We start from the raw sequence: 23,284 nt of genomic DNA, 5'->3' as shown, positions 1-23,284 counted from the left end.
TTTTGGTCTATGATTATGAAGAAAGTTCACCAGCGCGCAAGCGCCCACTTTTTTCATAAGCTTCTTTCAACATACGAACAGGTTGTGTACGGACAGCCGGTCTGGCAGAGACAATCTCGTTAGGACCAACGACAACAATTTCATCTGCCGTACCTTTAACGATTGCACCGTCTTTAATGATCGCACCTTCACCGATGATGGCGCGCTCGATGTGAACTCCACGACCTACGCGTGCGTTCGGCATAACAACACTGTCTTTTACCTCTGAACCCTTACCTACTTCAGCACCGCAGAAGATCACAGAACGTTCAGCACGACCTTCAATGGCGCAAGAGTCGTGAATCATGGAAGCCACATGTTCAATCTTCGCGTGTCTAGCCTTGTAAGCACTTGGCTTAGAGCGCCAGTCGCGGGTAAACATCGGCCAGTTCTCTTTTTGAAGACTCCAGTCTTCATCGTTGTGCAACAAATCCATATGTGCATCCCAAAGGCTCTTAACCGTGCCTACATCTTTCCAATAACCATTAAAGTTATAAACAAAGAGGGGATTATTCTCGTTTAACATTTGAGGAATAACATCTTTGCCGAAGTCGTGGCTGGATTCAGGGTTGGCTGCATCTTCCAAGAGATGGCGTTTCAGATAATCCCACTTGAACATGTAAATGCCCATTGAAGCCAGATTACTTTTTGGTTCAGCTGGTTTCTCGGCAAACTCGGTTACACGTAAATTAGCATCAGCAGCCATAATTCCGAAGCGATGTGCTTCATCCCACGGAACTTCCATCACCGAAATGGTTGCTGCCGCATTGTTGGCCTGGTGAGCCTCTAACATTTCACGATAATTCATATGATAAATATGATCACCCGACAAAATTAGAACATTTTCGGGGTTTTGCTGATCAATATAGTCAATATTTTTATAAATAGCATCCGCCGTTCCCAAGTATTCGTCATTTCCTGTATGATAAGATGGAAGTAAGGAAATTCCTGCCTGACTTGAGTTACCATGTCCCCATGGTTCTCCTTGACCAATGTGATCATGCAAAGATTCCGCTTGGTACTGCGTTAATACTCCTACAGTATCGATCCCTGAGTTTACGCAGTTACTGAGAGGAAAATCGATGATCCGGTAGTGCCCGCCAAACGGTACAGCGGGTTTTGCGATACTTGAGGTTAAAGGGGCTAATCGCTTCCCTTCTCCTCCCGCCAACAGCATAGCGATGCAATCTTTATTAAACATAATCGTTTCCCTCCCAAAATATTGTGCATTGTAGTACATCATTAACGCAAAGTAGAGCAGATGAAACGATTGTTACTGTAAAAATTCAGAAAAAAGACAACATTTTCTAACGCACCGCATTTTTCTTTTCAACTTGGCTAGAATGGGGTAATGGTTACTGTTATATCTATTTTCTTGAGAAGAAGGTGATCTCTTGGCCATTCAACCGTTGGCACGCCCGGACATATCGCCGGAGCATATTTATTTATTTCATGAAGGTAACCTTCATCACAGTTATCGAATTTTGGGCGCACAGCCTGAGATCTGCGATGGCCGTCAGGGGTATCGCTTTACCGTGTGGGCACCAAATGCCGCAGAAGTAGGATTGGCTCTGGACCGTAATGAATGGAAAGGCGAAAAGGAACCTTTATATAAGATACCCGAATCAGGATTTTGGAGTCGTTTTTTTCCGGAAATTAGTGAAGGAACTTTATACAAGTTCCGTATATTAACGGAAGATGGAACAGAATTGCTCAAAGCGGACCCTTATGCGTTTCATGCGGAGGTTCGACCTCAGACAGCCTCTGTCACCAGTTCAATCGAAGGTTACAAATGGAATGATGGAGCTTGGAGACGCAAACAACGTGGGCTGTATAACAAACCTCTACATATTTATGAAATGCATATGGGAACCTGGAAGCGCAAAGAAGATGGCAGCCTTTATAGTTACCGCGAGATGGCTGACTTGCTCGTTCCTTACTTATTAGAAATGAAATATACCCATGTTGAGATGATGCCTCTTAGTGAGCATCCTTATGACCTTTCGTGGGGATACCAAAACACTGGATTTTACGCGCCAACAAGCCGTTACGGACAGCCCAAAGATCTGATGTATCTGGTGGATACACTACATCAGGCTGGAATTGGTGTTCTGCTGGATTGGGTGCCCGCGCATTTTGCCAAAGACGCTCATGGATTGCGTATGTTTGATGGTACGCCTTTGTATGAGTATGCAGACCCGATGTTAGCAGAGAAGCCAGGCTGGGGTACACTTAGCTTTGACTACTCGAAACCCGGGATTCGTTCATTTCTGATCTCCAACGCATTGTATTGGATGGAGATGTATCATTTTGACGGACTCCGTGTTGATGCGGTTACGAGTATGCTTCGGCTTGATTTTGAGAAGCAGCCAGGACAATACCGAACCAATGATGAAGGGGGTCTTGAGAACAAGGAAGCTGTAGCCTTTTTGCAGCAACTGAATGAGACGGTGTTCAAGTATTTCCCTTATGCATTGATGATGGCTGAAGAATCCAGTGCATGGCCAATGGTAACGTTACCTGTAGATGAAGGCGGTCTGGGTTTCAATTACAAATGGAACATGGGCTGGATGAACGATACGCTTGATTACATGGAATCTGATTTTCATGAGCGTCCTTCCAAACATCATTTGCTGACTTTCCCGGTCGTATACTCCTTTGCTGAAAATTATGTGCTACCTCTGTCTCATGACGAGGTTGTTCATGGCAAAAAGTCGCTCCTCGACAAGATGCCAGGAACCTATGAACAGAAATTTGCCGGCATGCGTGCTTTTCTGGGCTATTTTATGACTTTCCCAGGGAAAAAACTGTTGTTTATGGGTGGGGACTTTGGCCAGTTCATTGAGTGGAAAGATGAGGATCAACTGGACTGGTTCTTGCTGGACTATGACAGTCACCGCAATTTGCATAAGTTTGAGCGTGAACTGTCGAACCTGTACTTGAGTGAAAAAGCTTTGTGGGAGCTTGATCATTCCTTGGACGGTTATGAATGGATCACTCCGGATGATCAGGACCAGAGTGTCATTTCATATGTACGCAAAGGAAAAAAACCTGCGGATACACTCCTTGTGCTCATTAACTTTCAGCCGGTCAAGCGTGAGCGTTACCGAATTGGTGTCATGCGTCCCGGTATGTATACCGAAGTTCTGAACAGTGACCATTCCGTTTACGGCGGTTCAGGCATTACTAATGATATGCAGCTACCTACCGAAAAGATTCCTTTTCATGGGCATCCACATAGTCTCGAATTGGTTTTACCTCCGCTGAGCATCGTGATTCTAAAAAAGAACACGCGTCGGAAAACGGATGAATCGCCTGCGAGTATAACTTCCGTCAGTTCAAAAACGAAGAATAAGAATGAAAGTAATACGCTCAAACCGAAAAGGAGGACAAAGGCATGAATATTCTATTTGCTGCTGCTGAAGTACATCCATTTATCAAAACAGGAGGCCTTGCCGACGTAATCGGTGCTCTCCCGCTTGCATTGAAGAAGAGCGGGGCAGATGTGCGGGTGATTATGCCTAAATATAAGGGGATTCCCGATGAATATAAAGACGCGTTACAGCCCGTAATTACAACGGATGTGCCTCTTGGCTGGCGGAGACCTTATTGTGGAGTAGAAATGATGGTTCATGATGGGATTCCAGTGTATTTTGTGGATAATGAGTATTATTTTGGGCGTGATGGGGTGTATGGATATATGGATGATGGCGAGCGCTTCGCCTTCTTCAACCGTGCAGTGCTCGAAGTGTTGCCACAGATTGAGTTCAAGCCTGACGTGCTGCACAGTCATGACTGGCATGCAGGGATGATTCCTTTGCTGCTCGAAGCACACTACAGACACGATTCATTCTACAGTGATATGCGAACGGTATTCACCATACATAACTTGTTGTATCAAGGGGTATTCCCGCATCAGTTATTCAGTGAAATCCTGGAGCTTGACGATCGATATTTCACCGTGGATGGAGCCGAGTATTACGGTAATGTCAACTTCCTGAAGGCTGGAATTGTGTACGCTGACCATGTGACAACCGTTAGTCCAACTTACGCACAGGAAGTGAAAACATCTTATTACGGATACGGGCTGGACGGACTGCTCAGTTCACTTGGAGATCGATTCAGCGGGATTGTAAATGGCATTGATACCAAGAGCTACAACCCGGCTACAGACACTAAGATCCCGGTGAAATACAGAACAAGTCTGTCCAAGAAAACGGAAAACAAAATCGAGCTGCAAAAGGAACTTGGATTGCCTGTTCGACCAGATGCACCTCTTATGGTCATGGTCACAAGGCTCGTGGATTCTAAAGGACTTGATCTGGTCTGCCGTATCCTGGATGAATTGTTGTATTATGATGACATTCAATTCGCTGTACTTGGAACAGGGGAGCATTCCTATGAACACTGGTTCCGTGAAGCCGCGAATCGTTATCCACTCAAAATGTCTGCCCAGATCAAGTTCAACGATGGGTTATCCCGTCGGTTCTATGCAGGCAGTGATATCTTCCTGATGCCATCCAGGTTCGAGCCGTGTGGCATTAGTCAGTTACTGGCTCTACGGTACGGCAGTGTGCCTCTTGTAAGAGAAACAGGTGGTCTGAACGATACTGTGCAGGCATATAACGAGTTTACCGGTGAAGGAAATGGCTTCTCATTCACAAGCTTTAACGCGCATGACATGATGAATACCATTCGACGTGCGGAGGAGATCTACAAACAGCCAGAACACTGGAAGAAGATTGTGAGAAATGCAATGAGCGGAGAATACAGCTGGAATGTTTCTGCTGAGGAATATATGGATATTTACCGTCGAATTACACTCGCACCTGCAAATTGATGCAGTTGTCAATGAGCCACGGCATATGATGCTGTGGCTTTTTTACGCAAAAGAAAACACTTCGAAACTTCAGAATGAACGCACTACATTCATCTGAGGCGGTAGAAGTGTTTTCTTTTGTAATGAGCATGTTTTGACTTAGATTTTAAAATGAATGGTCGCCGGATCAAGCTGCCTGTACAAAATCCGGTACCCGTAGGGGTCAAGCTTAACATTCATCATGCCATCGGTTGGATACACAGACTCTTCCGTTAAAGCATCCTTCCAGTCTTTGGTTTCCATGGGATGAGAGAGCGTACGATCTTGAGAAGTATTATTCATCCATACAGTAAAGTGGAGGTTGTCATCTACACGTTCGTACACGATACAGGGATCGTTATGATCAGCTTTGAGGAAACGGAAGCGTCCTTTGCGCAGGGCTTCATTGCTTTTGCGTAAATCGATCATCAGACGATAGAAATCGTAGAGTTCTCTGTCTTGTTTAGCAGGGTCCCATTCCATGCATTTTCGGCAATCCGGGTCAGCACCACCACTAATTCCAACCTCATCTCCATAGAAGATACAAGGTGTGCCAATATAGGTGAAGAGAAATACAACCGATAACTTTAATCGGCGTTTGTCTTCTCCTAACCGGGTGAGCAGGCGAGGGGTATCATGGCTGCAGAGCATATTGAAGATTACTTCGTTGGTTTGTTGCGGATAGCGCATAATCAATGAACCCATCTCGTTGGCAAAATTATACCCATCCATTGAACCACAGAAGAACTGAAGCACTTTGTCGGCAAAAGGATAATTCATGACGGAATCGAATTGATCTCCCATAAGCCAGGTCAAGGAATCGCTCCATACTTCACCTACAATATAGGCTTCGGGATTCGCTGCCTTAACAACCTTGCGGAAATCACGCCAGAAATGATTGTCCACTTCATTCGCTACATCCAATCGCCAGCCATCCAGCTTGATCTCCTTGATCCAGTACTCAGCTACATCGAGTAGATAGGCCTTAACCTCTGGGTTGGCTGTATTGAATTTGGGCATGTTGCCATAGAACCCGAACGTATCGTAGGTAGGTATACCGTCCTTAATCTGCAACGGATATTCATTGATGTGGAACCAATCAGCATACTTTGAGTTTTTTCCATGTTGGAGTACGTCTTGAAAAGGAGGGAAGTCTTCGCTGCAATGGTTAAACACCGCGTCAAGCATGACACGTATACCCAGGCGATGGCATTCTTCTGTCACTTGTTTGAGCATGGCGTTATCACCGAAATGGGGGTCTACCTTTTTATAGTCGATGGTGTCGTATTTGTGGTAGGAATTAGCCTGAAATAACGGGGTAAAGTAAATGGCGTTCACGCCAAGTTCAGTCAAGTCATACAGATGATCCAGCACACCTTGCAGATCTCCACCAAAATAATTGTCCAACTCAGGTTTGCCACCCCAGTCATGTATTCCTTGTGGATTCAGTTTGGGATCTCCATTGGCAAATCGTTCAGTCATGATCTGATAAAAGACGGCTTCTTTGGCCCATTCGGGCACCTTAAACACATCGATCTCGTGTATATAAGAGAACTCATAGTATCCTCCGGTGGGATAGGGGGTCTCATAATGAATTCCATTATCCGCAAGAAACACATCCTCTGAACCGGCGGTTATCCGAAATATATAGGTGAGACGTTTGAATTGTGGCTTGACGGCAGCCTCCCAATAATCAAACATGCGATCGGAAGCAGCTTTCTCCAGTTGAATTTCCTTGTAGGTTCCGTTCCAATTGTACTTATCTCCGGTCAGTGCAGTCACGTATTGCACATCATTGCGCTTGGTTCTTACGCGCAGATGTATGGTAGACGAATTATAGGCGTAAGCCCACTTGTCACGAGGGACATGATACATGGCTTCGAGCAGCATGACAGCACCTCCTGAATATAGGATAAGTTATAGCAATATATAACCAAGTTAGCCAGCAAATGAACCATATTTGCTGTAATAAAATGTATTATTTTCAGTGTTTTCAAGGCTTTTTTTCATAGCATATCCAGCTTCTTACTGGATATACTTACAGATTATTACGAAAAGGGGTACCCGGAACAAGCTTGAAATTCAAGCCCTCTCAGGGTACCCCTATGCAACGTGCTGAAACAAATGTTAACGAATAGCTTGCTCGAACTCAGTACGGATGGATTGAAGCAGTTCCGGCTGGCTCAGGACGTCGTAGGCTGTTGTAGCGAGTGCCTTGGCTCCCAGAATCATCCCGTCCAGGGCGCGCTCTTGGAGTGCAAGATCACGGAAGGCTATGGAGTGCAGTGTGTGCACCTCGTCTACAACACGAATGTAAGGATGGATGGCAGGACATTTCAGGGAAACGTTACCGATGTCCATGGAGCCATGATCGTTACCACTCACAATCTCTTCTTGAGGGATGCCCAGTTCCATCAGATTTTGACTAAATGCAGCTGAGAATGCTTCATTGGTGACCATCTCGTCATAGGACGTTTCATAGTTGGACGTCACCAGCTTGCAGCCTGTCTGGAGAGCAGAGCCTTCAGCGATCTGAATCACACGTTCCGTGAGGATATTCAGCTCTTTTCTGGTTGCTGCACGTACATAAAATTGCGCGGAAGCATAGTCAGGAATGATGTTTGCCGCTTGACCCCCGTTGTTGATCACACCGTGGATACGAACGGTGCTTTTCACTTGTTGCCGGAATGCATTGATTCCATTGAACGTTTGAATAACGGCATCAAGTGCGTTAATGCCTTCATGTGGACTTGCAGCAGCATGTGAAGATCTGCCATGGAATTCAAATTGTACAGCATCAATAGCCAGTGAACTGCCTGATTTTTCATAGGCATAATATGGATGCGCCATCAGAGCGACATCGCAGTCATCGAACAAGCCTGCTTCAGCCATAGGAACTTTGGCACCACGTGTCTCCTCAGCGGGTGTACCAAACACTTTAATTGTTCCGCCGACTTCATCCAGAATGGATTTTAGCCCAACAGCAGCCCCAAGACTCATCATGCAGATCAGATGGTGACCACAAGCGTGACCGATCTCCGGCAACGCGTCATACTCACACAGTAATGCGATGGTAGGGCCGGGTTTGGCGGCTGAATAGGTTCCAATAAAAGCTGTGTCCAGTCCAAGGATTGGAGCCTCTACAGCGAACCCGTGATAGACCAGTTCTTCTTTTAGACGAGCAGAAGCAAGGAACTCTTCATTTCCCAGTTCGGGGTTGGCACCGATATATGATGAAATGGCTTTAAAACGGGAAGCATATTGATCAATAAGCTTCAGGATCTGTGATTTGTTAGATGTCATTAGTAAACTCCTTATACAAAAATGAAAATAATTCATTGATTATATCATGTTTGCTTCATTTTTTCAGAAACAAGTCAAGATTTGTAATGTCAAAATGCATTGCATAATCATGCATTGTACTTTATAATGACTCAGTCATCAACATGAGAAGCATACAAAGTATTGTAAGGGGAGAGAACAAGGTTGAAATTGATAAGTCGTTACACTATGATGCTGTTGACCTTTGTCGTTCTGCTGACGGCTGCCGTTCCTGTGGCACTTGCAAGTGGGACTACAGACAATTCAAGCAGTAAAAAGCTGGTGCTCGGTACAAGTGCCGATTTTGCACCCTATGAATTCCATAAAGTGATCGATGGCAAAGATCAAATTGTTGGTTTTGATATTGCCATTGCCAAAGAAATTGCCAAAGACCTTGGCGCTGAGCTTGTCATTGAAGATATGGGCTTCGACGGACTCCTGCCTGCATTGCAGAGCGGTCGTGTGGATCTGGTCATCTCGGGCATGACACCAACCGATGAGCGGAAGCAAAGTATTGATTTTTCCGACACCTATTACAAGTCCAAACAAGTAATCATGGTTCGCAGTGCGGATAAAGACAAATATCCGACGATGGCAGAACTGGAGAATGAAAAAATAGGGGTGCAGAAGGGTTCCATTCAAGAGACGATTGGACAGAATATCCCAGGAGCGAAGCTTACTGCGCTCGATAAAATTTCTGATATTGTGTTGCAGTTGCAAACGAATCGTATAAATGCAGCAATCGTTGAAGATACCGTTGCTGCGGGATATCTGGACGATGTGATTGCACTTGCTCCTGCTGTTCCTGATGAAGAACAGGTAGAAGCAGCAATTGGAATCCGTAAAGGTAATACAGAGTTGCTAAGTGCGGTAAATGGAACGCTCGAGCGATTGAAAAGTGAAAATAAGATCGAACAAATGGTCACAGACGCCAGTCTCCTGATGGCTGATAAAGTGAACAAATCACAAAATATATTTGAAGTGTTCTGGCAATACAAGAGCTTCTATGCAACAGGTATAGGATACACGCTCCTGTTATCTGCACTTGGTGTAATATTTGGGGTTATCATCGGACTGATCATCTGTTTGTTCCGTCTGCATGATGTAGCCATTCTGCGTTGGATTGGAACAGCGTATGTCGAAGTCATTCGGGGTACTCCGATGCTAGTGCAATTGATGATAATCTATTACGGATTGGCCCTGACATTTGGTATTAATTTTAGTCCCCTTCAAGCGGGTATTATCACACTTTCCATCAATAGTGGTGCCTATCTTGCGGAAATTTTCCGTGCAGGTATTCAAGGGGTGGATCGTGGCCAGTTGGAAGCAGCTCGCTCCCTCGGAATGGGCAGAGGTGCAGCCATGCGTTACATCATATTGCCACAGGCTTTCAAGGCCGTATTGCCAGCAATTGGTAATGAATTCATAACGATCATCAAGGAATCCTCCATTATCTCTGTTATCGGTATGGTGGACATTATGTATCAGGCAAGTGTTGTCAAAAACATTACGTACCAAGGAATGAGTCCGTTTGTCATTGCGGCAGCCATTTACTTTGTATTGACGTTCATTTTGTCCAAGCTGCTGGGACGACTGGAAAGGAAGTTGAGTGCAAGTGATAGACGTTAGACAATTACACAAATCTTATGGAAATAACGATGTGCTTAAGGGCATTAACGTGACGATTGGCAAAGGCGAGGTTGTCGTGGTCATCGGTCCTTCCGGTTCAGGTAAAAGTACATTCTTGCGTTGTCTGAACCTCTTGGAACAACCTACATCAGGTGAAATCGATTTTGAAGGTGTGTCAATTACGGACCCCAAGCACAACATTAACGCGACTCGTGAAAAAATGGGGATGGTGTTCCAGCATTTTAACCTGTTCCCACACAAAACGGTGCAGCAAAACATTACAATTGCCCCAATCAAAGTGAAGAAGCAATCCACGCAGGAAGCGGAGAAAATTGCTGCTGATCTGCTTAACACTGTGGGCTTGTACGATAAGAAAGATACATTCCCGAATCAGCTGTCCGGTGGACAGAAGCAGCGGATCGCCATTGCAAGAGCATTGGCCATGCAACCGCATGTCATGCTGTTTGACGAGCCTACTTCGGCACTGGACCCTGAGATGGTCGGTGAAGTATTGGATGTCATGAAACGTCTTGCAGAAGGCGGGATGACCATGGTCATCGTGACGCATGAGATGGGTTTTGCACGTGAAGTGGGAGACCGGATCCTGTTCATGGATGGCGGGGTTATTGTGGAAGAGGGAACACCAGACGAGGTGTTCGGAGCACCGAAACATTCACGGACACGTGATTTTCTTGCTAAAGTACTCTAAATTCATGGATCGAATAGCGTTGCTGACTTCATGTCGGTAACGCTATTTTTTTATGCGTAATAAACATTAACAGAGTCGAAAAGTAACTTTTCTGTAACTTAATATTAAGGAATCGGTGCATCCAACATCTCGAAATTATCCAGTATTCTTACAGATGATTGAAAATCATTTGGTAAGAATTACTACAAGTTCAGGTTACAAAATTGTGATATATTGAACTCTGCCGAAACTTCCGGACAGGGAGTGCGGGGGATGTAACAATGCAGATCGTGCAGGGGGAAGATCTACGGCACACTGCTTGGGGTGAATTAGGGGTACATAATGTTTCCGAATGTAACGAAGAACCTATAGGGTGGCTCCTCATCCGAATCCGACAACTAACTTCGCAGGCAAAATGAGGGAGGAAGACCATGATTAACAAGAAACGTATAGCCCAAACAGCAGTAGCATTATTGACAACAGCAATGCTTATTCAAGCCGTTCCGGCTCACGCAGATTCAGTTCATGTGGCCAAAGAGGGGGATACCTTCTACACCTTATCGAAACAATATGGAATAGCACTTAACACGTTGGTTAAAGCAAATAACGACATTTCGCCTTACAACATTTATGGTGGTTTGAAAATTACAATCCCCGGCAAAGCAAACAAAGTTGCTGCTGTCGCTACGGAAAGCAAGGCTCAAGCGAAGACGATTACCACAGCAAGCTTGGACGTTAACGCAGATAACAAAGTGGTTCAAGCCTGGGGCAAAACGTTTGATTACAGTAAAGCAGTCAATGTGAAAGCAACGGCATACTCTGCAGATCCGTCCGAAAATGGAGGTTGGGGTCCTGTGGATTACTTCGGCAATGATCTTGAACTGGGTACGATTGCAGTTGATCCAAGTGTGATTCCGCTCGGAACCAAAGTATTGGTCACAGGTCACAGCCATCCGGGATTGCCCAAACAGGCTTTTGTAGCCACAGCACGTGATGTGGGCGGTGCAATCAAGGGTCACCGGATTGATATCTTCATTCCGGGTAGCAAGCAGTCCGTAAGCACATTTGGTTTTCAGGATATCGAGCTCTTCATTCTGAAGTAGAAAGTAAATTACATCTAATGAATTCAAACAGGGTGTCTGTCAGTCGCTAACTTGCGATTGAACAGGCACCTTTTAACATTCGCAATCATTTCCCAACACGGATTATGGACATTCTAATCTTTGGCCTTAGGCAATCCCAACATTTCGTCCAACGTGACCAGTTCATATCCGCGGTGACGCAGTTCCTCAATGACTTCGGGCAGAGCCTCAATAGTACCGTTCAGGTTAGATCCCACACCGCCTCCTGCATGCTGCAGAACGATGGAACCAGGTTTCACGGCAGATAGGATATTATCTTTCACCTTTTCCTTGGAGAGGCCTTTCCAGTCCAACGAATCCACATTCCAGTTCACAATGCTATAATGCTGTCTGGCAGCCCATTTCAGCTGTTCCTCATTAATGTCACCATAAGGTGGCCGTATCATTTTGGGGGTATGTCCCGTGAGGTGATGAATAATATCGCCGGTATGTAAAATTTGTTTGCGAAAGGCATTCATCGACAGCTTACTGAATTCCGGATGATTGTAGCTGTGATTGCCAACGATATGTCCTTCCTTAACCATGCGTTTTACCAGATCTGGATGTTTCTCAGCACGACTACCCACGATGAAGAAGGTAGCTCTGACTTTGTATTTTTTCAATACATCCAGCACTTGCGGAGTAAATCGTGGATCGGGCACATCATCAAAAGTCAGTGCAACCTGCTTGGTTGAAGGACCATTGGTTTTGAACGTATCGGCATATTTTTGACGTAATTGTCCCAATGTCAGTTGTTCTTCTTCCGCGGAATCTGAACCTGATACCGACTCACTTGGCGGGCTTGAAGCATCCCGCGATGAAACAACTGGAGCATGATATCCTCCGAGAAAAATAACGATAACCATCAGCATAATGAGGCGTACGCGCATAATAACGGCCTCCTTTTCCAAAATGACGTTCTCTTTGGTATGCCCGGGGTATCCATAAGTTATGCGTAGTGTGAGAATTTTCATTGCCGATGTAGCTCATGAAAGCCATAATTCCTCCATATATAACATATAGAGAAGGATAGGTGGATGGCTATGAGTACATATGATTTGAAATCGATACGTTTACAGGTGATTGAAGCAGGAGAGGATAAGGTTTTTCTCGTTACTGGAGGAAAGGCGCATATTGGCGCTGTAGCCACGTTCTATGTGGATCATGAGCGGGTTAGTGGGACTACGGTACATATTCCGGGTCATAAGGAACAAGAGCTCTGTGAGCGGCTTGCCCGAAAGGCTGCCCTGCAGCTGAAAGTAACCGTTACGGTAATTATGGGTATCCATTTTGATTCCATTACACGGATGCAGATCGACGAAATCGTGCAGACTGCAGAGAGGTTGATGGAGGATCATCTGAATAAGGATAAACAATCTTCCTGACGTAAGAGCAATCGCATGTTTTGATTTTATTTGCTAAAATTGAAACGAGTTGTAGATTGTTACGTATGTATAAATATATACGATGTAATATCGACTAGGAGGAATACCATAATGTCCATTTTCAAACGATTGCGTGATTTAACGATGTCTAACATTAATGCCATTATTGACAAGGCAGAAGATCCAATCAAGATGACGGACCAATATATCCGTGACATGCAAGAGGACCTGGAGGATGCGGAGAAAGCAGTAGCCGCACAGATCGCCATTGAGAAGAAATTCAAGCAGTTGTTCGAAGAGCAGGAAGCTCTTGTGAAGAAACGTGAAGAACAGGCGCACACGGCGGCACGTGCTCAGAACCTGGACTTGGCTCGCCGGGCTCTTGAAGAGAAAAAGGTTGCTGAAGAGAAGATGGCTGAGTACAAAACCAGCTATGATCAGAACAAGGCTTCTGCAGATAACCTGCGTGGCAAGCTCGATGAGATGCGTAAGCAGTTGACTCAAATGAAGAACAAACGCGAAACATTGGTAGCCCGCTACAATGCAGCAAAAGCCCAAACGGAAATCAACAAAGCGTTGAATGGATTTGGCTCGGATACGGCAAGTGCCGGCATGAAGCGTATGGAAGAGAAAATGATGCAAATGGAAGCTCAAGCTGAAGCAAGCAACGAGATGTCATCCAAAGACAAGTCGCTTGATGAAGAGTTCGAGAAGTTGGGTAAAGATCAGGCTGTTGAAGACGAACTCGCAGCATTGATGAAACAATACGATAATAAAAACTAACACCTTGGTTGTCAGCAGGGTTAACCAGCGGAGGAGAAGAGCGTTTCTCCTTCGCTTTTAAATGCGGTTCATGTTGATATGTGGGGGCTGTGTAAATGGATTTGAACATTTTGGCGATGCTGGTCTGGACCGGATCTGGTGCGGTTTTGCTGTTTGTTTTGATGTATGTTGATTCACTGTTCACGAAATATAAGGATTTTGCTGAAGTTAAGGCTGGCAATATGGCCGTTACTACACGTATGGTGATGAAATTATTTGCGCAAGGGTATGTACTCGCTACGTCCATTTCTACGGCTGGTCATCTGGGAGAAGCACTGTTGGTCTCCGTTGTATCCTTTATCATTTTGTTGATTCTGGAGAGTGTCGTACACTTTATGATTCGCAAATGGGCCACTCTGGATCTGGATACCGGAATTCAGCAAGGGAAGACAGGATACGGGTTGTTCTCTGGCGCTTTACATATCGTGGGCGCACTGATTATTGCAGCTTGTTTATAAGATAAGGAACAGGAGTAATTATCATGAGTGTATGGAAACGTATTAAAGGAATACTAACGAAACCTGAACCACCGCAGGCAGAGAAAACCATGCTACAGCTTGCACCTGGTGATATCTGTGAGGTTTCTCTCGTCACTTATGAAGTCGTTGGTCGGGTACAAAATCGCGCTCGAAATGCAGTTGTGCTTACGCTGCAGGATGGTACCGCTTTTCGATATTTGCATATTGAAGAACGGGAAATCACCCGTTATGCCTTATACACACCGATTGACGGCAGGCTTGATGCACCTGATGAGGTGCCTACATTACTCGACCTGGATGGCCGTGCATATCATCTGGAGGAAGAATATGGAGGCATGGTATCGACGGCAGGCAGAACTCCCTATGGCCAGGCTGGAGAACAATTGGTATGGCAGTATCAGTCTGATGATAATATGCTTCTCCGCGTGGAGTGGCAAGACAGAAGATTTACACTGTATGAGGGTGAGTCCATTCTTCCTGCGGATATCAAAGTGATTCGTTCGAGCTAGGAGAGGTTCCAATGAAAAAACGCTTGGCACATGGATTAAAATTAATGCTGGTCCTCAGCCTTGTGATGTCTCTGTTGTCCGCGTGCGGAGCACCTTCTGTTCAGGACACATATCCGCTTGAATCGGTTAGTGGCAGTGGTAACTCAACGTCCTATGTGTACCGGGCTTCGGACCGTACGGTTCCGGAAGTGGCTCAGGAATTGTCTGAGCAAAGGCAACCGGATCAGATCTCGGCAGAGAATACGGAGCGTATGTTCCTGGTGTATCAGGACGATTATTATCATCTGCAACAAGATCCGAACAAACCGGAGGATACCTTGGTTGAGGTGGACTCAAAGGAATATGTTCGACAGAACTACGATTCATCTTTTTTACAAGGTTATCTGACCGCTACGTTAATCGGTAATCTGTTCGATTCTTTTGGCGGGCGGGGGTATGGTAAATATCGGGGATATACCAATAAAGATACGTATAAACCGAGTGCAGGATCTTACCGTACACCAACGAGTAATGACAAGAAAGTTGCTCCACCCATTACAGTGGATCGGAAAGGTACGATTACAAGGCGCGGAAGCGATAAAGATTCTAGTGTGGGATCTGGCGGCGGATTATTCAACCGGAACAAAGATCAGAGCAAGGGAACCATTGATCGCAACAAGAGCAGTGGTGGGTTGTTTGATTCACCTAAGAAATCCTACAAAAAACCGAAAACCAGAGTGGGCGGCGGCCGGATTAAGAGGCGAAGATAATAAGCATCTAATCATAAGCGTGGCTGCTAAACGCAAAGTTCATTTAAGAACAGTGACAAGGGAAGGCGGATTCACCTCTGCCGGCACATTACCTTGGAGCTGTTCTTTTTGGTTTACGATTTGCGAACATGATTGGACTTGCGTACGCGGGGAATCGTTGAAGCAGGCTGTTTGCGAATCCAGCGGATAAATGGAATCATTCGTTCATCTTGTCTCAAGGATTGGAGGTCAGTGAGACCAAGGGTTACAATGTCACGATTGGTGTATAGCGAATGAATCTGTTTGTGACAGGGTATGCACAGGTTGGCTGTTGGCAGGAATGTTCCGCCCATTTCTTTGGGTGTCAGATGATGGATGGTCGTGTCTACAGGTTCTCTTCCGCATAATTCACATTGGTCACTCATGGTTCTCGCCTCCTTGTATCAATGATATTATGAGCAAATGCGCTGGCTTTCATGTTGGATGTAGGCCTTTGAACTGCTGCATCCGTAAGAATTAAAATCTTGTGACAGGAGTCAGTGAGCGATGTACTTGTCATCGAGCAGCTTTCGGGCTACACTTTCTTAAACGATAAGATGTCCCTAGGAGGTAAGAACACTTTTGAAACTGAACTCACATTCACATGATATGACAACTGCCAAGTTCAATCGTACAGCTGTACAGGTACCGGATGCCCAAGCCAAAATAGCTGCACGCGTGACTTCGGGTCCCATAGAGAAAGTTCGCCTTGAATCTGCCCATGGACGTACACTTGCGGAGACTATTCAGGCACCTCACCCGTATCCGTTCTTCCGGAGATCGGGCATGGATGGCTTTGCGATTATAAGTACAGATACTACAGATGCATCAAGTGAGCAACAAATCTGGTTTCGTGTAATTGATGAAATTCCCTGTGGATATACCTCGGACCACACCATTGTATCAGGTACGACTGCTCGCATCATGACGGGTGCACAGGTTCCAGAAGGTGCGGATGCGGTGGTCATGATGGAGATGACCGAGAGCAAAGAAGAGAACGGAGAACAGTGGATTGCATTGAAACGCCAGATAATGTCTGGTGCTAATATTACACCCATTGGACTGGAAGTTCAGGAGGGTCAGCAACTGCTTGAAGCAGGAACGATCATCAGAGCGGGAGAGCAGTCGGTGTTGGCTACTTTTGGCATTGCAGAAGTCCCCGTATTTCAACGTCCTAAGGTAGCGATATTCGCAACAGGCACGGAATTGCTTGATGTAGACGAGCCCCTGCAACCAGGTCGGATTCGAAACAGCAATAGTTACATGCTGCGTTCATTGGTCGTAGAAGCGGGAGGAGAGCCGGTGATGTACGGTTCCATTGCAGACGATGTGAATACAGCCAGGGCCAAACTGGAAGAAGCCATTCAAGATAATGATATCGTAGTGACCACAGGCGGTGTATCCGTCGGGGATTATGATATTATGGGGGAACTTGTTCTGGAAGAACATGTGGAGATGTTGTTTAACAAAGTGACGATGCGACCAGGCAGTGTAACCACAGCAGCTGTGTACAAAGACAAATTGCTTTTTGCGCTTTCGGGTAATCCGGGTGCTTGTTTTGTGGGTTTTGGTCTATTTGTTCGTCCTACTATTCGTTCCATGCAAGCGGATGCCCATCCTTATTTGGAAGAATGGACTGCGATTTTGGAAGAAGGCTACACCAAAGTAAACAATTTTACACGATTCGTACGTGGACGCACTACAATCCGCAACGGCATGGTGTACGCGATACCCGCTGCTGCCCGTGTAGATGAATCGAGCGTGATGATTACCATTAAGGACAGTGATTGTCTGATTGTTATTCCACCTGAGAAAAAAGGTATTCCTGCAGGTGAACAAGTGCGAATCCTCAAACTGCCCTCGGGTCATGTGAGGTAGTTGATAGATGAGTATATGGAGTGAAACAAAACCACATATTATACAGATTGTTGGTTACAAGAACACAGGCAAAACGACCATGACTGCCGCGATAATCGGGCATTTTTCCTCTATGGGACTTAAGGTAGCGGCGATTAAGCATGATGGACACGACCACTTTGAGATGGATCAAGAAGGAACGGATTCGTATCGTTTTGGGGAGGCAGGGGCCTCGGCGGTCGTTGTCATGTCGGAGAAACGAACAGCAATTATGGAACGACAGGCAACCAGGCTGGAGGATATGCTAAGCCATCTGTCCGGGTATGATTGGATTATTATTGAAGGATTCAAAGAGGCTTCTTATCCCAAATTCGTGATGGTTCGAGAAGAAAAAGACCTGAACCTAATTGACCGCCTTGAAGGGGTAGTGGGGATGATCTCATGGTTACCTTCAGATCAAGTAATGGAGCCGGGCATTGTAAGCAGAGACATAACGTGGTTCTCGGTTCATGAACCCGAACACATAGCTAAATCCTTGTTAGAGATGGACAAGGGTAAGTAAGTACTTAATGTTGATGATAGACTTAACATGATAAACATAATTTATATTATGTAAACTTAAATTGTTTATAGCATTGCTTTGGCGACAGATATCATTCTATCTCCTTAAGAATCCATAAAAAAAGCAGCAGACCTTTCTCGGATCGAAATCCTTGATGCGGTTTGCTGCTTTTCGTTCGTTCAGCGTGTTACATCCCGTCTTCTGTACGACGTTCGATGGCTTCGGACATCGTTTTATCGGTAAGGTGAGCATAGATCTCGGTCGTTTCCGTAGAAGCGTGTCCAAGCTGCTCTTTCGTTTTATAGATATCATTTTGCAGATAATAGTCAGTAGCGAATGAGTGGCGTAATTTATGCACGGTCAGATAAGGTTTGCCAAAACGTTTGGCGTATTTCATGATCATGGCCTGGATCGCTCTTTTGGTCATTCGGCTACCTTCTGAATCTCCGTTTCGCAATGCAATGAACAGACCCTTCTCCCGCTTGGGCGTACGGTAACGTGATTGCCGCAGATTCATATAGGTCGCGAGCTCATCCTTGGCCTGTTCCCTGAAATATACAGGTGTTTTGTACGTTTCATCATTGTTACCTTTGCGATAGACATACAAGAGCTTATTATTCAGATCGAGGTCATCGACGTTTAGATTCACGACTTCCGACACCCGTAAACCTGAATTGAGAATCAGGCTGGCAATACAGGCATCACGTTCTTTGTTGAGTTCATGAGAATACAGCGCCTGCTTGTTCTTCTCCATATCGACAGCGTAACCTTCAAGGATGTATCCGATAAATTCGAGAAGTTCCTCTTCCTCCAGAATTTTGCCTTTGAGTTTGGCAGCAGTGTCCTTGGGTTTATGGGTACGCTTGATCTCAATTTTGGCCATAATATTTCGTTTCAGCAGAGGGTAGAAATCTTCATCTTCCGCAATCTGGCTCAGGTAATGAAAAAGGGAGCGGAGGGAAGAGAGCTTGCGAGAGACGGTAACTCTCGAATTGGTTCCTTCTCGCTTGGTTGTGAGAAATAACCGATAGGCAGTAACTGAATCCATGCGAAGGACTTCCAGTTCAGACAACGTAACTTCTTTATTAGAGCTTGCCTCGGACAGCCCTTCTGCTCGCAACCAACCGAAGAAAGCTTCGTAATCTCTTATATATTCGAGCAGAGTAGAGGGGGACAGATCAGGCAGCTTATAGTCCATAAATTGCTGAACGAACCAAGGCATGGAAGGTAGCTTGTCATCCAGCTTGCGTCGATCGATCTCTTTTTGCACGTTGGTCAAGTTCGGCACCTCCATGTGAAAAACATATGAAATTAATATTCTATGCTCTAGTGTACCATAATTTACATGCTCACAGCTTGTTCACTGAAGTAGGAAAAAGGTAGCGGACGCTTTCTTGCCCTTCAGCGTGTAAACCTTTAAAGTAATCAGTATACGTAGAACAGAGGAGGTGAACCGGATGAATATGCAAATAGAACTGGTTCCCCGGGAACGCAGTCAGGTGATTCGGCATTTAATGCAATTTTATCTATATGATTTTACCAAGTATCTAAATATTGATGTAGATCGCAACGGTATTTTCCCCGAATATCCCGGTCTGGAAGCTTTTTGGACAGAGGAGGACCGTAAGTTCCCTTTTTTGATTACAAGTGATGGAGCACCTGCAGGATTTGCTCTGGTGGAGAAAATGGAGCCTGGAAGTAAGGATAATGATTACTATTTGACTGAATTTTTTGTGATGCAAAAATATCGGCGCAGTGGAGTGGGCACTCAGGCAGCATATGAATTGTTTAAACGTTTTCCTGGGAGATGGAAAGTGACTCAGGTTCGGAACAATGTCATTGCCCAGGCGTTCTGGCGAAAAATTATAGGGGAATATACGGGAGGACGCTTTCGAGAGAAGTTCCATCCGGAGCTGGGCAATCCAAGCCAGTATTTTGTAACCTGATTCCGATTGGGGCTTCACTTACATATAAGCATTTGCATGATTGCGATATAAGTTGAACTAATCATTTACACGATAACGGAGAGGACAGAAAAAACCTGAAAAAGTGAAGCGTTCGCCTAAAAGCTTTCTGAAAGAAAGCTGCATCGGAAGCATAAGCTATCTCCGGATTTTCCCCTTCGGAAAAGGGAATCAAAAAATCTGGGGATAACAGCGATTGGAAGGTTATTCTGTCATCGCAGTGTCAGTGTAAATAATCTTTAGTTCAACTTATATAGAATAAAGAATCTGAAGAAGGAGTGAGTAACATGAACGTACCTACATTCCATCTCGATGGACAGACAGCACTGGTGACAGGTGCAGGAAGAGGGATCGGAAAAGCAATCGCGATTGGATTTGCCCAGTCAGGCAGTGACGTTGTACTTGTATCCCGAACGATGAGAGAAATTGAGGAGACAGCTGCCTACATCTATGAACAAACAGGGCGTAAAGCGCTCGCTCTAACTGCGGATGTGACATCAAGAGAACAACTGGAAGAGACGTTTCGAGAGGCAATCTCGGAGATGGGCAGCCTGGACATCCTGGTGAATAACGCGGGAATGAACATCCGGACACCAGCACTTGAAGTTACGGATGAGCAGTGGGAGACGATCATGCAGACGAATCTGAAGTCGGCATTCGTTGCTTCCCAGTTGGCGGGTCAGCACATGAAAGAACGTGGGGCTGGGAAGATCATCAACATCTCCTCGGTAGGCGGGCATACGGCTTTGCGGACAGGGGTTGTATATGGTGCAACCAAAGCTGCATTAATTCATATGACCAAAGTGCTCGCACTGGAATGGGGCAAGTATGGAATCCGTGTCAATTCAGTAGGACCATGGTATTTCCGAACACCTCTGACCGAAAAACTGCTGGATGATCCCCAGTATCTGCAGGAGATTGTAAGTCGTACACCGCTTCAGCGAGTGGGAGAACTGGAAGAAGTGGTGGGGCCGGTCGTATTCCTGGCATCAGATGCAGCAGGATACATAACGGGTCAGACGTTATTGGTTGACGGTGGAATGTCCATCTATGGATTTTAAATGAGTGGATTGAAAAAGTGGGTGGCATTACCAACACATGGGTAATAACATAAGGGATGTTAATCTGTATTTCTATTTATCTGTACCCAATTCACTGAACTTGGAGGAAGATAACCATGGAAACGCGCATTTACGGAAACACGGGCATGAACGTAAGTACACTTGGATTCGGCGGAGCGGAAATAGGCAAAAATGTATCCAAATCGGATGTAGAGACATTGCTGAATAGTGCTTTGGATGCGGGATTAAACGTAATTGACACGGCTGAATGTTACGGTGACAGCGAGGAGTTAATTGGTGAGGTGCTGTCACATCGGCGTGATGACTACTATTTGTTCACCAAATGTGGACATGCTGCCGGGATCGAAGGTCCGGATTGGGATGCCAAAGTGCTGGAGCAAACGATTGACCGTAGCCTGAAACGGTTGAAAACGGACTATGTGGATGTTATCCATTTGCATAGTTGTTCAGAAGAAGTACTTCGACAAGGAGCAGTTATTGAAGTGCTCCAGCGTGCCAAGGAAGCAGGGAAAACCAGATTTATCGGATACAGTGGGGATACAACGGATGCGCTATATGCGATTCAGACCGGAGTATTTGACAGTCTGGAGACGTCCCTAAATATCGCAGATCAGGAAGCGATTGAACTGACTTTGCCTGAGGCGAGAAAGCGAAACATGGGTGTAATCGCCAAAAGACCTATTGCCAATGCGGCCTGGACGTATGAAACACTTTCGGAAGAGGCTTACCCCTTCATTTACTGGAAACGCTTAAGTGAACTAAACTATGGTTTCCTGGGTGAAGATGCTCAGGCAGCGGTGGAAACAGCACTGCGGTTTACGCTAAGTACAGAAGGCGTAGACACCGCGATTGTAGGAACAGCCAAGCCAAATCGCTGGCAGCAAAATGCGGACCTTATTGCTAAAGGCACACTTCCACAGGAACTGTATGATGAGATTAGAGCTCGATGGAAAGAAATCGCCGGACCAGACTGGACTGGCCGGACCTGATTCTTTGCATTTACCAAATGGATTTAATTTTGCGAAGCTGCCTATAGGCAGCTTTCTTTTTATCATCAACCTTATATTTTCAACATATGAAAAATTCACAATAACTAAACATTCTAACTATTTCGTAAAATGTCCAAATCATCTTAAGCAAACTACTTTAATTTTGAGACAACGATAAACGATAACTGTGTTGGCATTAAAAGTTAATTCGTCACCGCTATAATATTTCAACATATGAAAAATTCACAATAGAAAAGAACACATACCGCTGTTACTACCTACCTTTTAGTTACGATTCAGCACGCCCCACGACTAAATGAACTGCCATCCTTCACTGTGAAAGTCAAATGATTTCTGATTAACAAAAAAATTGGATATTCCAGGAAAGTACCTGCAGCAGCGTATGTGAAAGGAATCAAAGAAAAGGTTGTCCCTTTTTCAGAAGGAACAACCTTAATTTCTCGAAAAAATCTACTGAAATAGAAGCCACAGGGCCAATATAAATTTATATAAAAAGTAGAACGAGAAACCCAGCAAAAGGACTCCAGCCATGGCAGAGACTGCTTGTATCATTTTTTTGCTCATTACTTTTCGTGTCACAGATACAATGGAGAGCAGACCCAGGTCATGAATGAGAATTCCACACAGTACGCCAAATGCTGCAATGATAAAACTCAGCTTACCGGTAGATTGGTATGAATCGGACAATACAACACCAAAAACAGATATCCAAAAAATAAGATTACCAGGGGAGACAGCTACCAATAAGCCATTGCGGTATGTCCTCCAGAACGATTTTTTGATTTTTCCGTTCGTATTATCTGATGTTGCCATATCCAGATCTGAGTTCCGGATCGAATCGTATCCCAGAAAGGCCAGAAATCCAGCTCCCGCAAGCCATAGTGGAATTTGTACATAAGGAAGAGATAAGACGGAAGCAAATCCGAAGTACATCGCCAGGATCAAACCAGCATCAATTGTCATGCCTCCAAGACCCACAGCCCATCCATGGATAAACCCATTTCTCAATCCCTGCTTGGTCATCTCTACAGTAATTGCTCCCACTGGCATGGCAATGGCGAGACCAATCAGGACGAACTTAATATAGATTTCCATTGTCATTTCCTTTCCGTCTGTTATGAATTCTTATTTCGATAGGGCTTGTCCAGTTGCTTATGTAGTTGTAGCGAGTATGGAGCACAGGGCTCTCCT

Annotated in this window: 22 protein-coding genes and 1 riboswitch; of the genes, 15 read left to right on the top strand and 7 right to left on the bottom strand. The window is 45.1% G+C overall.

The window, feature by feature from the left end:
• Positions 1 to 13: 13 nt before the first annotated feature.
• The gene (locus FS628_RS11580; protein ID WP_145322041.1) at positions 14 to 1,240 is read right to left on the bottom strand and encodes a glucose-1-phosphate adenylyltransferase; all 1,227 of its coding nucleotides are present in this window, start codon (positions 1,238 to 1,240) and stop codon (positions 14 to 16) included.
• Positions 1,241 to 1,433: 193 nt separating this feature from the next.
• Here FS628_RS11580 and glgB point away from each other — a divergent pair, with 193 nt between their 5' ends.
• Positions 1,434 to 3,440 (top strand): 1,4-alpha-glucan branching protein GlgB, encoded by a 2,007-nt coding sequence (gene glgB, locus FS628_RS11575; protein ID WP_145322039.1) that lies wholly within the window; start codon positions 1,434 to 1,436, stop codon positions 3,438 to 3,440.
• Positions 3,437 to 4,879: a glycogen synthase GlgA gene (gene glgA / locus FS628_RS11570; protein ID WP_145322037.1), complete on the top strand. Its 1,443-nt coding sequence runs from the start codon at positions 3,437 to 3,439 to the stop codon at positions 4,877 to 4,879. The genes glgB and glgA overlap by 4 nt, the downstream gene beginning before the upstream one ends.
• 138 nt (positions 4,880 to 5,017) lie before the next feature.
• Here the strand turns inward: glgA and FS628_RS11565 are convergent, their stop codons facing one another.
• Both FS628_RS11565 and FS628_RS11560 read right to left on the bottom strand, forming a co-directional pair.
• Positions 5,018 to 6,787 carry an alpha-glycosidase gene (locus FS628_RS11565; protein ID WP_145322035.1) on the bottom strand — a complete coding sequence of 590 codons (1,770 nt, stop codon included), beginning with the start codon at positions 6,785 to 6,787 and terminating at the stop codon, positions 5,018 to 5,020.
• Between the two features lie 237 nt (positions 6,788 to 7,024).
• A complete protein-coding gene (locus tag FS628_RS11560; protein ID WP_145322033.1) occupies positions 7,025 to 8,200 on the bottom strand; it encodes a M20 family metallopeptidase in 1,176 nt (391 codons plus the stop codon).
• A 210-nt stretch (positions 8,201 to 8,410) separates the two neighbouring features.
• On the opposite strand from FS628_RS11560, the gene FS628_RS11555 reads away from it, so the two are divergent.
• The 3 genes from FS628_RS11555 to FS628_RS11545 all read left to right on the top strand — a co-directional run bounded on the left by FS628_RS11555 (position 8,411) and on the right by FS628_RS11545 (position 11,638).
• On the top strand, positions 8,411 to 9,847 hold the full coding sequence (locus tag FS628_RS11555) for an ABC transporter substrate-binding protein/permease (RefSeq protein ID WP_440131291.1): 1,437 nt from the start codon (positions 8,411 to 8,413) through the stop codon (positions 9,845 to 9,847).
• Positions 9,834 to 10,556 (top strand): amino acid ABC transporter ATP-binding protein, encoded by a 723-nt coding sequence (locus FS628_RS11550; protein WP_145322029.1) that lies wholly within the window; start codon positions 9,834 to 9,836, stop codon positions 10,554 to 10,556. The genes FS628_RS11555 and FS628_RS11550 overlap by 14 nt, the downstream gene beginning before the upstream one ends.
• A gap of 211 nt (positions 10,557 to 10,767) precedes the next feature.
• Positions 10,768 to 10,964, top strand: a riboswitch (cyclic di-AMP (ydaO/yuaA leader).
• Positions 10,965 to 10,966: 2 nt separating this feature from the next.
• Positions 10,967 to 11,638, top strand: a complete 672-nt coding sequence (locus tag FS628_RS11545) for a 3D domain-containing protein (RefSeq protein ID WP_145322027.1) — start codon at positions 10,967 to 10,969, stop codon at positions 11,636 to 11,638.
• A gap of 113 nt (positions 11,639 to 11,751) precedes the next feature.
• Here FS628_RS11545 and FS628_RS11540 read toward each other — a convergent pair whose 3' ends face one another.
• The gene (locus FS628_RS11540) at positions 11,752 to 12,546 is read right to left on the bottom strand and encodes a polysaccharide deacetylase family protein (protein WP_145322025.1); all 795 of its coding nucleotides are present in this window, start codon (positions 12,544 to 12,546) and stop codon (positions 11,752 to 11,754) included.
• Positions 12,547 to 12,699: 153 nt separating this feature from the next.
• Here FS628_RS11540 and FS628_RS11535 point away from each other — a divergent pair, with 153 nt between their 5' ends.
• From FS628_RS11535 to FS628_RS11515, 5 genes are all read left to right on the top strand, one after another.
• Positions 12,700 to 13,041 (top strand): hypothetical protein, encoded by a 342-nt coding sequence (locus tag FS628_RS11535; RefSeq protein ID WP_145322023.1) that lies wholly within the window; start codon positions 12,700 to 12,702, stop codon positions 13,039 to 13,041.
• A 111-nt stretch (positions 13,042 to 13,152) separates the two neighbouring features.
• Positions 13,153 to 13,824, top strand: coding sequence for a PspA/IM30 family protein (locus tag FS628_RS11530; protein ID WP_145322021.1), 672 nt, complete (start codon positions 13,153 to 13,155; stop codon positions 13,822 to 13,824).
• 95 nt (positions 13,825 to 13,919) lie between these two features.
• The gene (locus FS628_RS11525) at positions 13,920 to 14,321 is read left to right on the top strand and encodes a DUF350 domain-containing protein (protein WP_145322019.1); all 402 of its coding nucleotides are present in this window, start codon (positions 13,920 to 13,922) and stop codon (positions 14,319 to 14,321) included.
• 23 nt (positions 14,322 to 14,344) lie between these two features.
• Positions 14,345 to 14,851: a DUF4178 domain-containing protein gene (locus FS628_RS11520; RefSeq protein WP_145322017.1), complete on the top strand. Its 507-nt coding sequence runs from the start codon at positions 14,345 to 14,347 to the stop codon at positions 14,849 to 14,851.
• 11 nt (positions 14,852 to 14,862) lie between these two features.
• Positions 14,863 to 15,600 (top strand): DUF4247 domain-containing protein, encoded by a 738-nt coding sequence (locus FS628_RS11515; protein WP_145322015.1) that lies wholly within the window; start codon positions 14,863 to 14,865, stop codon positions 15,598 to 15,600.
• 113 nt (positions 15,601 to 15,713) lie between these two features.
• On the opposite strand, the gene FS628_RS11510 is transcribed toward FS628_RS11515, so the two are convergent.
• Positions 15,714 to 16,004, bottom strand: a complete 291-nt coding sequence (locus FS628_RS11510) for an HNH endonuclease (protein WP_145322013.1) — start codon at positions 16,002 to 16,004, stop codon at positions 15,714 to 15,716.
• Between the two features lie 223 nt (positions 16,005 to 16,227).
• Between FS628_RS11510 and FS628_RS11505 the strand changes: the two genes are divergently transcribed.
• Together FS628_RS11505 and mobB are read left to right on the top strand one after the other, a co-directional pair.
• On the top strand, positions 16,228 to 17,496 hold the full coding sequence (locus tag FS628_RS11505; RefSeq protein WP_145324100.1) for a molybdopterin molybdotransferase MoeA: 1,269 nt from the start codon (positions 16,228 to 16,230) through the stop codon (positions 17,494 to 17,496).
• Between the two features lie 7 nt (positions 17,497 to 17,503).
• Positions 17,504 to 18,037 carry a molybdopterin-guanine dinucleotide biosynthesis protein B gene (mobB, locus tag FS628_RS11500; RefSeq protein ID WP_145322011.1) on the top strand — a complete coding sequence of 178 codons (534 nt, stop codon included), beginning with the start codon at positions 17,504 to 17,506 and terminating at the stop codon, positions 18,035 to 18,037.
• A 187-nt stretch (positions 18,038 to 18,224) separates the two neighbouring features.
• On the opposite strand, the gene xerS is transcribed toward mobB, so the two are convergent.
• Positions 18,225 to 19,331: a tyrosine recombinase XerS gene (gene xerS / locus FS628_RS11495; protein ID WP_145322010.1), complete on the bottom strand. Its 1,107-nt coding sequence runs from the start codon at positions 19,329 to 19,331 to the stop codon at positions 18,225 to 18,227.
• Positions 19,332 to 19,494: 163 nt separating this feature from the next.
• Between xerS and FS628_RS11490 the strand changes: the two genes are divergently transcribed.
• The 3 genes from FS628_RS11490 (at position 19,495) to FS628_RS11480 (ending at position 22,072) form a co-directional block, all read left to right on the top strand.
• Positions 19,495 to 19,983 (top strand): GNAT family N-acetyltransferase, encoded by a 489-nt coding sequence (locus FS628_RS11490; protein ID WP_145322008.1) that lies wholly within the window; start codon positions 19,495 to 19,497, stop codon positions 19,981 to 19,983.
• A gap of 305 nt (positions 19,984 to 20,288) precedes the next feature.
• Entirely contained in the window at positions 20,289 to 21,062 is a 774-nt protein-coding gene (locus tag FS628_RS11485) for an SDR family NAD(P)-dependent oxidoreductase (protein ID WP_145322007.1), read from the top strand.
• A 116-nt stretch (positions 21,063 to 21,178) separates the two neighbouring features.
• A complete protein-coding gene (locus FS628_RS11480) occupies positions 21,179 to 22,072 on the top strand; it encodes an aldo/keto reductase (protein ID WP_145322005.1) in 894 nt (297 codons plus the stop codon).
• Between the two features lie 471 nt (positions 22,073 to 22,543).
• Here the strand turns inward: FS628_RS11480 and FS628_RS11475 are convergent, their stop codons facing one another.
• Positions 22,544 to 23,188, bottom strand: a complete 645-nt coding sequence (locus FS628_RS11475) for a LysE family translocator (protein WP_145322003.1) — start codon at positions 23,186 to 23,188, stop codon at positions 22,544 to 22,546.
• Between the last annotated feature and the right edge of the window lie 96 nt (positions 23,189 to 23,284).

The sequence above is a fragment of the Paenibacillus xylanexedens genome (assembly GCF_007676705.1).
Lineage (GTDB): Bacteria > Bacillota > Bacilli > Paenibacillales > Paenibacillaceae > Paenibacillus > Paenibacillus xylanexedens_C.
Note: the sequence above shows the minus strand (reverse complement) of the source record. Positions and strands in the feature narration are given on the sequence as shown.

Excerpts from the sequence above, each read along its gene's own strand:
- FS628_RS11580 (WP_145322041.1), bottom strand. The coding sequence starts at position 1,240 with ATGTTTAATAAAGATTGCATCGCTATGCTGTTGGCGGGAGGAGAAGGG.
- glgA (WP_145322037.1), top strand. The coding sequence starts at position 3,437 with ATGAATATTCTATTTGCTGCTGCTGAAGTACATCCATTTATCAAAACA.
- FS628_RS11565 (WP_145322035.1), bottom strand. The coding sequence starts at position 6,787 with ATGCTGCTCGAAGCCATGTATCATGTCCCTCGTGACAAGTGGGCTTAC.
- FS628_RS11560 (WP_145322033.1), bottom strand. The coding sequence starts at position 8,200 with ATGACATCTAACAAATCACAGATCCTGAAGCTTATTGATCAATATGCT.
- FS628_RS11555 (WP_440131291.1), top strand. The coding sequence starts at position 8,411 with ATGCTGTTGACCTTTGTCGTTCTGCTGACGGCTGCCGTTCCTGTGGCA.
- FS628_RS11545 (WP_145322027.1), top strand. The coding sequence starts at position 10,967 with ATGATTAACAAGAAACGTATAGCCCAAACAGCAGTAGCATTATTGACA.
- FS628_RS11540 (WP_145322025.1), bottom strand. The coding sequence starts at position 12,546 with ATGCGCGTACGCCTCATTATGCTGATGGTTATCGTTATTTTTCTCGGA.
- FS628_RS11535 (WP_145322023.1), top strand. The coding sequence starts at position 12,700 with ATGAGTACATATGATTTGAAATCGATACGTTTACAGGTGATTGAAGCA.
- FS628_RS11530 (WP_145322021.1), top strand. The coding sequence starts at position 13,153 with ATGTCCATTTTCAAACGATTGCGTGATTTAACGATGTCTAACATTAAT.
- FS628_RS11525 (WP_145322019.1), top strand. The coding sequence starts at position 13,920 with ATGGATTTGAACATTTTGGCGATGCTGGTCTGGACCGGATCTGGTGCG.
- FS628_RS11520 (WP_145322017.1), top strand. The coding sequence starts at position 14,345 with ATGAGTGTATGGAAACGTATTAAAGGAATACTAACGAAACCTGAACCA.
- FS628_RS11515 (WP_145322015.1), top strand. The coding sequence starts at position 14,863 with ATGAAAAAACGCTTGGCACATGGATTAAAATTAATGCTGGTCCTCAGC.
- FS628_RS11510 (WP_145322013.1), bottom strand. The coding sequence starts at position 16,004 with ATGAGTGACCAATGTGAATTATGCGGAAGAGAACCTGTAGACACGACC.
- FS628_RS11505 (WP_145324100.1), top strand. The coding sequence starts at position 16,228 with ATGACAACTGCCAAGTTCAATCGTACAGCTGTACAGGTACCGGATGCC.
- mobB (WP_145322011.1), top strand. The coding sequence starts at position 17,504 with ATGAGTATATGGAGTGAAACAAAACCACATATTATACAGATTGTTGGT.
- xerS (WP_145322010.1), bottom strand. The coding sequence starts at position 19,331 with ATGGAGGTGCCGAACTTGACCAACGTGCAAAAAGAGATCGATCGACGC.
- FS628_RS11490 (WP_145322008.1), top strand. The coding sequence starts at position 19,495 with ATGAATATGCAAATAGAACTGGTTCCCCGGGAACGCAGTCAGGTGATT.
- FS628_RS11485 (WP_145322007.1), top strand. The coding sequence starts at position 20,289 with ATGAACGTACCTACATTCCATCTCGATGGACAGACAGCACTGGTGACA.
- FS628_RS11480 (WP_145322005.1), top strand. The coding sequence starts at position 21,179 with ATGGAAACGCGCATTTACGGAAACACGGGCATGAACGTAAGTACACTT.
- FS628_RS11475 (WP_145322003.1), bottom strand. The coding sequence starts at position 23,188 with ATGGAAATCTATATTAAGTTCGTCCTGATTGGTCTCGCCATTGCCATG.